Raw genomic sequence first — 12,189 nt, forward strand, 5'->3', positions numbered from 1 at the left:
GTCCGGCGGGGGCGGCGGCGGGACCATCCGGCCGTACGCCGAGAGGTCGTAGCCGGCGGCCAGCTCAGCCACCACGTTGACCATCCGCTGGTGCGCCTTCTCCTGCTCGGCCTTGTCCTGCTGGTGGCCGAGCAGCCCGCCGACGATCGCGCCCGGCAGACCGAACGCGGCGCCCTTCATCGCACCGGAGACGGCCTTGTCGTGGTCGTCGGTCTCCTCCGGGCTCTCCGCCTCCTTGTGCGCGGTGCGCAGCTGGTCGGCCATCAGGGTCAGCGCCCGGCTGAGGTCGGCCATCCCCTCGCCGAGGGTGTCGGCGTAGGACACGATGAAGTCCAGTCGGCGCTGGAACTCCTGCCCGGCCTCGCCCGTCCAGGTGTTGGCGAGCTTGTCGAGGTCGCCGCCGAGCTCCCGGCCGAGGCCGTCGAGGATGCCCTTGAGCGAGGTCCAGTCGGCGGCGAGGTCGTCGATCTGGCTCGGCTTGCCGGCCATCACGGCGGTGTACAGCTCCTCGTGGCTCACGCCCTGGTAGCGCGCGGTGTACTCAGACACGCCGGTCCCCCTGCGGCTTCAGCGCGTTGTCGACGCCGGTCAACGCCGCGGCGATGTCGGCGGCGTTGGCCGCGTTGCGCGCCTCCGCCGTGCGGTAGTTCTCCAGGATGGTGGCGGTGGCGCTCTGCGCCGCCTCGACGGCCTCGCGCAGCCGGCCGACCTTCTCCACATAGGACAGGTGGATGTCGGAGTACTTGCGGGCGTTGCTGGTGGCGTCGGCGAAGGTGCCCAGCGCCGGGGGACGGCACTGCATCTCGGTGTTGAGCTTCTTCAACACCGTCTCCGCCTGGGTCAGCCGGTTGGCCAACCGCTGGTGGAAGTCCTCCAGGGACATCAGGTCGACTGTCGTGCGCCCGGTCATGGCAGCATCCCCGTACGTCTGGTCGATAACCGTTGCCGATGTTCAGGTTAGTCGACGGCCGCGAGCCGGGCGACCCGCCGTCCGCCCAGCGGACACCGTCAGCCGCCGGCGTTCGGCGACGCGGATCCGGTCGTCGTCGAAGGATTGGCCGACGGTGTGGCCGAAGGAGTGGACGACGCCGTCGGCCGCGGCGGCGCCGGCGCGGCCGACGACCCCTTGGCGCCGGGCTCGAAGAAGGACAGTGCGTCCGCCCGCTCCAGGGTCGGCCCGGTGGGGATCAGCGCCAGCAGCGACGCCGGCACCGCCAACGGGGTGACGCCCCCGTAGCCCAGGGCGGTCATCGCGTCGCCGGACCGGGTGCCCAGCGGGTAGCGGACGCCCTGGGCGCTGATCAGGTAGACGGTGGAACCGGGCGCGGCCGTACCGCTCTCCCCGGCGCCCGGTGCCGCCTGGACCAGCACGCCCTTGCCGCCGGGGAGCAGCACGCCGTCGGCCGTACGGACCGCGTCGCGGCTGCCCTGCCGGACCGGTACCGGGCCGGCCTGGGTCGCGGTCAGCTCGGCCGGTGCCCGGTCGAAGACCTCCAGCGTGGTGGTGGGCGGCCCGCCGCCGGCGCCCGCCCGGTAGGTCGCGCAGAGCACCGTCTGGCCGGCGCGGACCGGATACAGCGCGGGCAGCACCTGCGGCATCCCGGCCTCCTCCACCCGCTCCTCGGTCAGCAGTCGGCCGGCCTGGTCCGGGGTGATGTCGGTGACCGAGCCGCCGTCGCTGAGCAGCAGCAGCGCGCTCGGCTCGCCGATCGAGGCCAGGCCCTCCCGGGTGAGCACGTAGTGCCGGCCGGCGGCCCGGAAGACCTGACCGATCCGGGCCGGCTCGCCGCCGACCTGGGCGGTGCTGCTCTCGTCCTCGCCGGCGATGGCGGGCTTGCGCAGGGCGGGACCGGCCGGCACCGCGTTGACCAGTTGCTGGCCGACGGTGAGCGGGGCCGCGCCGGCCATCCGCAGCGCGGCGATCGCCGGGTCGCCGCCGACCACCTGGAGCCGGGCGTCGCCGGTCAGCAGGTGCCGCTCGCCGTCGACCGACACCAGCACCGCGCGGTCGCCCAGCGGCGCCCCGCCGGGCAGCGGCCGGTCGATCACCACCCGGGTGCTGGACCGGCGCGGGTCGGCCGGGTCGGGGACGTCGCAGACCGACCACGGCAGGCCGGTCAGCGACTTGCGGTCGGGCACCGCGTCCGGCGCGCCGACGATGCCGACCGTACGCCCGCGCGGGCGGTCCCGGATCGACGCCTGGGACATGGTCCGGATCTGCGGATCCGCCGTGTTCAGGATCAGCCGGGCGGAGGCGTAGTTGAGCGTCGGGTAGAGCTGCCCGTCGTCGAGGTAGACGTACGTCGCGCCGGTCTCCCGCTCGATCACCAGGGTGTTCGGCTCCAGCGGCGCGGCGTTGCCGGTGAGCTGCCCGTACGCGCCGGCCCCGCCGAGCACCACCGCCGCGGCGATCACGCTGCCGAAGACCGCCATGCCGAGCCGCCGCATCGGCAGGTTGCTGGTCTCGGGGTCGCCCGACAGCAACGCCGAGACGATCCGGCGGGTGACGAAGCGGTACGCCTGCACCTGATCGCGGCGGGTCCGCATGACTTACCTCCGGCGGGGTGGATCCGCGACGATCAGGTCCGAGTCGTGTCGCGGGCTTCCCTACGATAAGGGGCCGTCGACGGGTCACCGGGACCAGCGCCCCGGGCCCGGTCACGACGGCACGCCGCACCGTCCAGAAGGGACTGCCACCGATGACGCAGGTTCAGGCGCCACCCGGCCGTACGGCCACGGACCCGTCCGGCGGCGCGGAGCGCCCGGTCACCCCGGCCGACCGGCGCGAACGCGGGCGGCTCGGCCCGGTCTTCGTCGGGCAGTTGGTGGTGGTGGAGCTGTGCGCCGTGGCCGTCTGGGCGGCGTTGGGCGGGCCCACCTGGCTGGCCGGCACGGTCGCCGCGCTGGCCCTGCTGGTGGTGGTCGCCGTCTTCGCTCGCCGGGGCGGCCGCTGGTGGTTCGAGGACCTGATGTTGCGGCGCCGGCTGCGCCGCCGGCGGGAGCAGGCCCGCAGCACGGTCGCGGCCGGCGGTGGCGGGGATCCGCGGCTGGCCGCCCTCGCCCCGGAACTGTCTGTGATTGAACTCACAGATCGCGGCACCCGGCTCGGCATCGGCCAGGACGGGCAGGGCTGGTTCGCGGCGGTGGCGCTGCAGGGCCGGCCGGGCGCGCCCGCCGGCTCGGTGGAGGCGTCGGTGGTGGACCGCGCGCTGCGGGTGCTCGCCGACTTCAGCGGCCCGGTCACCCTCGCCCAGGTGGTCTCGCACACCCTGGTCTGGTACCCGGCGCCGGGTGCGCCGCCGGCGGCCCACCGTACGGTCTGGGTGGCGCTGCGGCTCTCCGTGCGGGACGCCCGGGTGGAGGCGGTCAGCCGGGGCGGCGGGATGCCCGGCGTGCACCGCACCCTGGCCGCCGGCATCGGCCGGCTGGGCAAGGCGCTGAACGCCGCCGGGCTGGCGCACCGCGCGCTCGGCCGGGACGAACTGCGCGCGGCGGTGATCTCGGCGGCCGGGCTGGACCTCGCCCCGGCACCGCCCGCGGAGACCTGGAGCGGCCTGCGCGGCGGCGGCTGGACGCAGCGCTGCCTCGTCCTGCGGGCCCGGGCCGGCGCCTCGTTCGGGGCGCTGGTGGACGCGGTGACCGCGACCTCCGCGCCGTCGCACACGCTGGCCGCCGCGGTGCTGCCGGGCGGCCGGACCGCCCCGCTGCTGCGGGTGGCGGCGCTGGACAACCACGTCGAGGCGCTGGTCAAGGTGGTCCGGGACGTGGCCCGCCGCAGCGGCGCACCGGGCCGCCCGCTGGACGGCCAGCACGCGCCGGGCGTCTACGCCACCGCCCCGGTCGCCGCCACCGTCACCACCACCCGCTGACCCGCCACGCACACCGGTGGTCAAGGGCTTCGCGTCGCCGTGAGTCGGAAATCCGACGCGAACCCTTGATCGCGGAGTGCGGCCCCGGGGTCAGGGGCGGAGGTTGACGATCCAGCCGTAGAGGCCGAGGACCCAGACGGCCAGCGGGACCAGCGCGATGATCAGCATGATCTCCACGATGTCCAGCAGCCGGCCCCAGACCGGGGAGATCCGCTTGCCGGCCACGGTCAGCCCGTAGATCAGGCTCACCACGGCCGCCAGCAGCAGCCCGCCGAGGACCACCCCGAGGCGTACCGCCAGCGAGCCGCCGGCGAACGCGGCGGCGGCCGCCAGGCCCAACCCGGCGGTGCCGGTGACCAGCACCGGGGTGCGCTGGGCGCGGCCGAGGAACGGCCGGGCCCGCAGCAGCGACAGCAGGGCCAGCACGAGGCAGAGCAGCACCGCCGCCAGGCCGCCGTCGAGGGCGAGCACCACCTGGGCGCCGAGCACCAGCAGCGACACCGTCCACAGCAGACCGGTCAGGAACGCGTCGGCCCGCTCGCTGAGCTGGAGCACCCGGCGGCCGTCCACCGACTCGGCGTCGGTCTTCAGGTCGTCGGGGCCGGTGGGGATGGACGGCACGGGCAGCCGGGCCAGCCGGTAGGCGGCCATCGGCAGCGCCGGCACGGCGCCGAACGCGACAGCGGCGACCACCGCCGCGGCGGCCGGCGCGCCGATGCCGAAGGCGAGCGAGAGCAACGCCCCGAAGCCGACCGCGGCGCCGACGCCGACCGCGCCGAAGAAGAGCGGCAGCCGGTCACCGACCGCCAGCACCGCCACCGCGGCGCAGACCACCACCGCGGTGGCGGCCAGCAGCACGTGCGGCGCGGCCAGGTCGGACAGCGACCGATCGCCGGCGAGCAGCAGCAGGCCGCCGACGGCCGCGTGGCCGAGCCCCACCGCCCCCAGCACCGCGCCGGTGCCGCTGTCGCCGGCGGCCCGGGACAGCACCGCGGCGGTGACCAGCAGGGCCACCGCGACGACCAGCGCGGCCAGCGCGCCGGGCAGGTGCGGCGGCCCGAGGAAGAGCGCGGCCAGCGCGCCGGCGCCGAGCGCCGCCGCGGCGAACAGCACAGCGAACGACCGGGTGGTGCCGACCTGCCAGGCGCCCGGGCGCTGGTTGGTGGCGGTCGCGACGGCGTCCACCACGTCGTCGAAGACGATCTCCGGCGCGGCGGCGGCGCGCGGGTTGAAGTAGAGCACCTCGCCGTCGCGGATGCCGAGCTGCGCGGGCGTACGGCCGCCGTTGAGCGGCGGACCGCCGAGCCGGGACAGGCTCCAGCCGCCGTGCCGCACGCCCTCGTCGGCCAGGTCCTCACCGGCGTACCGGAGCAGCGTGGGGAGCAGGTCGGCGAGGGGTACGTCGGACGGGAGCGCGAGATCCATCCGGGTCCGCGGAGCCACGATGGTGATCCGGCTCAGGCCGCCGGTCGCCGTCTTCGTCGCCACTGTGGCCTCCTCGCGCTCTTCTACGATGACCCGGGGCCGGCACGTCGTCCCCGTGGGTCCCTGACGCCCACGGGAGATTACCTACGATGGCAGGCACGTACGATGCCCACCCGACGACTCTGGTCGTTCGCAGGTGCTTCGTCAGGCCGCTTCTGGGGAGGAGACAGCCGTGAGCACGGTGGTGTTCCGCCGGCTCCCGCGTCAGCCGGGACCGGCCCTACCGCGTGGTGAGCTGCTGCTGGAGTCCCCACCGGAGCTACCGGAGCCGACGCCCCGCGGGATGGGGCAGCTGCTGATGATCCTGCCGATGGTCTGCGGCGTGGGCGCGATGGCGTTCCTCTACGCCGGCCGCGGCGGCGGGATGATGACGTACGTCGCCGGTGGGCTCTTCGGCGTCTCGATGCTCGGCATGGCGATCGGCTCGCTCAGCCACGGCAACAACGACAAGGCCGAGCTGAACGCCGACCGGCGCGACTACATGCGCTACCTGGCCCAGATGCGCAAGCGCACCCGGCGCGCGGCCGAGCAGCAGCGGGCCGCGATGGCCTGGCGGCACCCGGAGCCGGACGCGCTCTGGTCGATCGCCTCGTCCCGGCGGCTGTGGGAGCGCCGGATCACCGAGGACGACTTCGGCGAGACCCGGATCGCCACCGGCCCGCAGCGGCTCGCGGTGGAGATCGTGCCGCCGGAGACGAAGCCGGTCGAGGACCTGGAGCCGATGAGCGCGATCGCGCTGCGGCGCTTCGTCCGCGCCCACTCGACCGTGCCGGACCTGCCGACCGCGCTGTCGCTGCGCGCGTTCAGCCGGGTGGTGCTGCGCGGCGACCGTGAGCCGGTGCTCGACCTGACCCGGGCCGTGCTCGGCCAGTTGGCCACCTTCCACGCCCCGGAGGACCTGATCATCGCAGTGGTCGCCGCGGTGGACCGGCAGGCCGCCTGGGACTGGGTGAAGTGGCTGCCGCACACCCAGCACAGCTCCCGCACCGACGCCGCCGGCGCCCGCCGGATGGTCTTCGCCCACCTGGCGGAGGCGGAGGAGGCGCTCGCCGCCGAGCTGACCGGCCGGCCGCGGTTCGCCCCGGAGGCGAAGCCGCTGACCACCATGCCGCACGTGGTGGTGGTGATCGACGGCGGCGAGGTCTCGCCGACCTGCCAGCTGATGGGGCCGGGGCTGCTCGGCGCCACCGTGATCGACCTGTCCGGCACCGTGCCCCGGGACGCCGGCCGCTGGCTGCTCTGCCTCGACGCGGGCGACGGCAGCTCGCTCGACCTGGTCCGCGGGACGTCCACCTCCCGGCTCGGCCGGCCGGACCGGCTCAGCGCCGCGGCCGCCGAGGGGCTGGCCCGGCAGATCGCCCCCTACCGGCTCTCCCAGCAGCAGGCCAGCAGCGACGAGCCGCTGGCCCGCAGCATGGAGCTGCCCGACCTGCTCGGGGTGGGCGACGCCGCCGCGGTCGACGTGCAGCAGACCTGGCGACCCCGCGGCCAACGGGACCGGCTGCGCATCCCGCTCGGCGTGGGCCCGGACGGCAACGTGGTCGAGCTGGACTTCAAGGAGTCCGCGCACGAGGGCATGGGCCCGCACGGCCTGGTCATCGGCGCGACCGGTTCCGGCAAGAGCGAGCTGCTGCGTACGGTGGTCGCCGCGCTGGCCGTGACGCACTCCTCCGAGGAGCTCAACTTCGTCCTGGTCGACTTCAAGGGTGGTGCCACCTTCGCGTCGCTGGAGGCGCTGCCGCACACCAGCGCCGTGATCACCAACCTGGCCGACGAGCTGCCGCTGGTCGACCGGATGCGGGACGCGCTGGCCGGTGAGATGAACCGCCGGCAGGAGGTGCTCCGGGCGGCCGGCAACTACGTCTCCCGCTTCGACTACGAGAAGGCGCGGGCGGCCGGCGAGCCGCTGGAGCCGATGCCCAGCCTGCTGATCATCTGTGACGAGTTCAGCGAGCTGCTCGCCGCCAAGCCCGACTTCATCGACCTCTTCGTGATGATCGGCCGGCTGGGCCGGTCGCTCGGCGTGCACCTGCTGCTGGCCTCGCAGCGCCTCGAGGAGGGCAAGCTGCGCGGCCTGGACACCCACCTGTCGTACCGGATCGGTCTGCGCACCTTCTCCGCGGTGGAGAGCCGGATCGTGCTCGGCGTGCCGGACGCGTACGAGCTGCCCAGCGCCCCGGGTCACGGCTACCTGAAGACCGACACCAGCACCATGCTGCGGTTCCGGGCCGCGTACGTGTCCGGGCCGTACCGGGCGCCCGGCGAGCAGGCGTCGGCGTCCCAGGCGATGGTGCAGCGCCGGATCGTGCCGTACGGGGTGAACTTCGTGCCGGTGCGGCAGCCGCAGATGGCGGTGGAGACCACGCCGGAGCCGGAGCAGCCGGCCGACGGCAAGGCCGTGGCCATGCTCGACGTGCTGATCGACCGGCTCAAGGGGCGGGGCAAGCCGGCGCACCAGGTCTGGCTGCCGCCGCTGGCCGAGCCGCCGAGCCTGGGCGAGCTGCTCCCGCCGCTGAAGGCGGACCCGACGTACGGGCTGTGCACCGCCACCTGGCCGGGCCGGGGCCGGCTCACCGTGCCGGTCGGCGTGGTCGACCGGCCGTACGAGCAGCGGCGCGACCCGATGATGGTCGAGCTGGCCGGCGCGGGCGGCAACGTGGTGATCGTCGGCGCCTCGCTGAGCGGCAAGAGCACGATGCTGCGCTCGATGCTCGCCTCGCTGGCGCTCACCCACACGCCGCGCGAGGTGCAGTTCTTCTGCCTCGACTTCGGCGGCGGCGCGCTGCGCAGCCTGGAGGGGCTGCCGCACATGTCCGGGGTGGCCGGCCGGCGGGACACCGAGGCGGTCCGCCGGACGGTGGCCGAGGTGGTGGCCATCATCGACGACCGTGAGGCGCGCTTCGCCCAGCACGGCATCGACTCGGTGGCCAGCTACCGGCGGCGCCGGGCGGCCGGCGAGTTCGCCGACGACCCGTTCGGCGACGTCTTCCTCGTGGTGGACGGCTGGAACACGCTGCGCCAGGAGTACGAGGAGCTGGAGCAGACCATCACCAACCTGGCCAACCGGGGGCTCGGTTTCGGCGTACACGTGGTGGTCACCGCCGTGCGGTGGGCGGAGATCCGGATCAACATGCGCGACCTGCTCGGCACCAAGCTGGAGCTGCGGCTCGGCGACGCGGCCGAGTCGGAGATCGACCGCCGGGCGGCGATGAACGTCCCGGAGAAGACCCCGGGCCGCGGCCTGACCCGCGACAAGCTGCACTTCCTCGCCGCCATCTCGCGGATCGACGGCCGCCGCGACATCGACGACCTGACCGAGGCCTCGGCCGCCCTGGCCGCGCACGTGGCGGCCAACTGGCCCGGCCGCCCGGCGCCGAAGGTGCGGCTGCTGCCGCGCAAGCTGCCTGTCGCCGAGCTGGCCCGGGTGGTCGACCGGTCGGCGCCCGGCCTGCCGATCGGCGTCAACGAGTCGGCGCTCGCGCCGGTCTACCTCGACCTGGCCAACGAGCCGCACCTGACCGTCTTCGGCGACGCCGAGTGCGGCAAGACCAACCTGCTGCGGCTGATCGCCCGGGGCATCACCGAGCGGTACACCCCGGCCGAGGCCCGGCTGGTGATCGCGGACTACCGGCGCGGCCTGCTCGGCGCCGTGGAGGGCGACCACCTGCTCGACTACGCCCCGTCCAACCAGGCGTTCGCGCAGGGGCTGGGCTCGATCCGCAGCGCGCTGTCCAACCGGCTGCCCGGGCCGGACGTCACCACCGCGCAGCTGCGGGACCGCAGCTGGTGGAAGGGCCCGGACCTCTACATCCTGGTCGACGACTACGACCTGGTCGCCTCGGGCGGCAGCAACCCGCTCAGCGCGCTGCACGAGCTGCTGCCGCAGGCCCGCGACATCGGCCTGCACCTGGTCATCACGCGCCGGGTCGGCGGGGTGGCCCGGGCGCTCTACGAGCCGGTGCTGCAACGCCTGCGCGAGCTGGACTCGCCCGGCCTGCTGATGTCCGGCAACCGGGAGGAGGGCGCGGTCTTCGGCACGTTGCGGCCGAGCCCGCAGCCGCCGGGCCGGGGCACCCTGGTGCGCCGCCGCGACGGCCAGCAGCTGATCCAGACCGCCTGGTCCGAGCCGGTCTGATCCGGGACCCTGCCGGCCCTGGCCGGTAGCGCGAGAGGTGGGTGTGCCGTGTGGGTGACCTGGTCGTTCGGGTACGCGCTCCTGGCCATGCCCGTCTTCGTCGTGCTGGGGCTGGTCGCGCAGCTGAGCGGCTCGGCACGGGTGAAGCGGGTGGCGGAGGTCGTCGTGCTCAGCGCGGTCGCGGCGCTGGCTGCGCCACTCGCCGCGACCGCGGGCGGGAGCCCGGTGCAGTGGGGCCTGGTCGTGCTGCTCGGGGTCGCCTTCGTCGTCGGCGTGGTGCTGCATGTGAGATCGTATTCACGCTTCTCGTGACCGGCGCGTCGCACCGCATCGGTCGCGTTGCCGTCACAGTGGGCGAGACAGGGCTGCGCTCGCTGGACGCGGTCCGCTACGGTCTTCAGAGGAGTGTCCGTCGGTGGGGTGTTTGCCTTGCCGCGGGGGAGGGGCGCGGCAGATTCGCCGCCACAAGGAGACGGAAGGGTGTGAAGCATGGCGTTCGAGGTCGAAGCAGCGACTCTGCATACCGCCGCGAGTGACGTGCGGTCCACGCGCAGCGAGGTCGACGGCGAGCTGAAGAAGCTGTGGAACGTGGTTGACGACCTGGCCATCGCCTGGAAGGGCGGGGCGTCCGCGGGCTTCCAGCAGCTGATGCAGCGCTGGAACGAGGACACGGCCAAGCTGCTGACGGCGATGGACAACATCGCCGACCTGCTCGACAAGTCGGGTACGACGCACCAGGTCAACGACGAAGAGCAGCAGCAGATGCTGGACAAGTTCCACTCTGCACTCAACCCGTGATCCGCCGAGACGAGCAGGGGAGGAACCGATGAGCATCAAGGTTGATTACGCAGTCCTGGAGAGCAGCAACCAGCAGATGCTGGCCATCTCGCGGACCATCGACGAGAAGCTGGACACGCTGCGCTCGATGCTGAGCAAGCTCCAGTGGGACGGCCAGGACCGGGCCGCCTACGAGCAGCACCAGGCGCAGTGGGACAGCGCCGTCCGGGACATCAACAAGATCCTGAACGACATCGGTGGCGCCGTGGGCATCGCCCGCGAGAACTACGTCAACACCGAGATGAGCAACGCCAAGGTGTGGGGCTGAGCGACCATCGACGCGGCTCCGGTCCGGTTCGACCGGGCCGGAGCCGCGGCGCGTTGACAGCCGTCGAGGTCCTGGGAGAGCGATGAACACGGAGCTGCGTCTCCGCCCACTGTGGAGGTCCGCCGTCGCGACGCTGGCGCTGGCCGCGCTGGCCGGGTCGGGAGCGCTCGCGGCACCGGAGCCGGCGCGGGCCGCCGACACCGTACGCGGCCTGCAGTGGTACCTCGACAGCCTGAAGATCCCGCAGGCCCACAAGGTCAGCAAGGGCCGCGGGGTGACCGTGGCCGTGATCGACGCCGGCGTCGACCCGAACGTCCCCGACCTGCGCGGCCAGGTGTTGCCCGGCAAGGGTTTCGGCGCCGACGCGACCGCCGACGGGCGGGGCACCGATGACAAGATCAGCCACGGCACGGGCATGGCGGGCCTGATCGCCGGCCGGGGCGGCGGCACCATGCGCCAGCTCGGCATCGCCCCGGAGGCGAAGATCCTGCCGATCTCGCTCGGCAGCCGGACCGACGCGGCGGAACTGGCCGCCGGCATCCGCTGGGCCGCCGACAACGGCGCCGACGTGATCAGCATGTCGCTCGGCGCGCCCGGCCGACCGGGCGCCGACGAGCAGGCCGCCGTCCGCTACGCCCTGGACAAGAACGTGGTGCTGGTCGCCTCGGCGGGCAACCGCGAGCAGGGCGACACCAGCGTCCTGAACCCGGCCAGCATCCCCGGTGTCATCGCCGTGACCGGGCTGGCCAAGAACGGCGACTTCTTCAGCGGCAGCGTCGCCGGGCCGGAGGCCGTGCTGGCCGCGCCGATGGAGCAGATCATCACTCCGCGGCCGACGTCGGTCTCGTCCAACGGCTACAGCGTCGGCAGCGGCACCAGCGAGTCGGCCGCGATCGTGGCCGGCGTGGTGGCCCTGGTCCGGGCGAAGCACCCCGACCTCGACGCCGCCAACGTGGTGAACCGGCTGATCCGCACCGCCCGCGACGAAGGCCCGTCCGGCCGCGACGAAGAGTACGGCTTCGGGGCCGTCGATCCGGTCGCCGCGCTGAGCCGCTCGGTGCCGGCCGTGACGGCGCACCCGCTGCTGTCCGGCGAGGGCGCCCCGGCGGACCCGTCGGCCGGACCGGCCGCCACCGGCGAGGAGGACGACGGCCCGGCCGTCTCGATCAGCGTCACCAACAAGACCGGCGCGGTGATCCAGGTGGCGCTCTGCCTCGCCGTACCGCTGGTGGTGCTGATCGTGGTGATCGTGCTGGTGCGCCGGTCCCGGCGCCGCTCGGCCGCCACCCCGGCCGGGCCGCCGCCCGGCTTCCCGGCACCGCCCGGCGCGGCGCCGCAGGGCTTCCCGGCACCGCCCGGCGGGGCGTCGCAGGGCTTCCCGGCACCGCCCGGATTCGTCCCGCCGCCCGGCGCGCCCGGTGCCCAGCAGTTCGGCCGGGCGCCGGGGCAGCCCGGCGGTCCGTACGTGCCACCGCAGGGCGCACCGGCGCCGGGCGGCTACCCGCCGCCCCCGGTGCCCGGTGGCTATCCTCCGCCGCCCGGAGCGGCGCCCGGCACCACCGCCTGGCCGCCCCCGGGGCCGGCCGGGCCACCCG

The 12,189-nt window shown here is 74.4% G+C and carries 10 protein-coding genes; 6 read left to right on the forward strand and 4 right to left on the reverse strand.

Annotation, left to right across the window (positions count from 1 at the left end; translation table 11 throughout):
- From DLJ47_RS34600 to eccB, 3 genes are all read right to left on the reverse strand, one after another.
- The coding region (locus DLJ47_RS34600) for a WXG100 family type VII secretion target (protein WP_146228274.1) at nucleotides 1-549 on the reverse strand (549 nt) is incomplete at its 3' end.
- Nucleotides 542-910: a hypothetical protein gene (locus DLJ47_RS34605; protein WP_109906491.1), complete on the reverse strand. Its 369-nt coding sequence runs from the start codon at nucleotides 908-910 to the stop codon at nucleotides 542-544. The genes DLJ47_RS34600 and DLJ47_RS34605, both read right to left, overlap by 8 nt.
- 98 nt (nucleotides 911-1,008) lie before the next feature.
- Complete coding sequence (gene eccB, locus DLJ47_RS34610; RefSeq protein ID WP_109906493.1) at nucleotides 1,009-2,547, reverse strand: type VII secretion protein EccB; 1,539 nt, start codon at nucleotides 2,545-2,547, stop codon at nucleotides 1,009-1,011.
- Nucleotides 2,548-2,699: 152 nt separating this feature from the next.
- On the opposite strand from eccB, the gene DLJ47_RS34615 reads away from it, so the two are divergent.
- Nucleotides 2,700-3,869, forward strand: a complete 1,170-nt coding sequence (locus DLJ47_RS34615; RefSeq protein WP_109906495.1) for a type VII secretion protein EccE — start codon at nucleotides 2,700-2,702, stop codon at nucleotides 3,867-3,869.
- A gap of 90 nt (nucleotides 3,870-3,959) precedes the next feature.
- Here the strand turns inward: DLJ47_RS34615 and eccD are convergent, their stop codons facing one another.
- Nucleotides 3,960-5,357 (reverse strand): type VII secretion integral membrane protein EccD, encoded by a 1,398-nt coding sequence (gene eccD / locus DLJ47_RS34620; RefSeq protein WP_109906497.1) that lies wholly within the window; start codon nucleotides 5,355-5,357, stop codon nucleotides 3,960-3,962.
- A 169-nt stretch (nucleotides 5,358-5,526) separates the two neighbouring features.
- Here eccD and eccCa point away from each other — a divergent pair, with 169 nt between their 5' ends.
- From eccCa to DLJ47_RS37705, 5 genes are all read left to right on the forward strand, one after another.
- Nucleotides 5,527-9,489: a type VII secretion protein EccCa gene (gene eccCa, locus DLJ47_RS34625; RefSeq protein WP_109906499.1), complete on the forward strand. Its 3,963-nt coding sequence runs from the start codon at nucleotides 5,527-5,529 to the stop codon at nucleotides 9,487-9,489.
- 48 nt (nucleotides 9,490-9,537) lie between these two features.
- On the forward strand, nucleotides 9,538-9,801 hold the full coding sequence (locus DLJ47_RS34630) for a hypothetical protein (protein WP_109906501.1): 264 nt from the start codon (nucleotides 9,538-9,540) through the stop codon (nucleotides 9,799-9,801).
- 177 nt (nucleotides 9,802-9,978) lie between these two features.
- A complete protein-coding gene (locus DLJ47_RS34635) occupies nucleotides 9,979-10,287 on the forward strand; it encodes a WXG100 family type VII secretion target (protein ID WP_088997173.1) in 309 nt (102 codons plus the stop codon).
- 28 nt (nucleotides 10,288-10,315) lie between these two features.
- Nucleotides 10,316-10,594, forward strand: a complete 279-nt coding sequence (locus DLJ47_RS34640; RefSeq protein WP_109906503.1) for a WXG100 family type VII secretion target — start codon at nucleotides 10,316-10,318, stop codon at nucleotides 10,592-10,594.
- 82 nt (nucleotides 10,595-10,676) lie between these two features.
- Nucleotides 10,677-12,189: S8 family serine peptidase (locus DLJ47_RS37705; RefSeq protein WP_199236133.1), on the forward strand; the 1,513-nt coding region annotated here is incomplete at its 3' end.

It is taken from the genome of Micromonospora sp. S4605 (genome assembly GCF_003176715.1).
GTDB classification, from domain to species: Bacteria; Actinomycetota; Actinomycetes; order Mycobacteriales; family Micromonosporaceae; genus Micromonospora; species Micromonospora echinaurantiaca.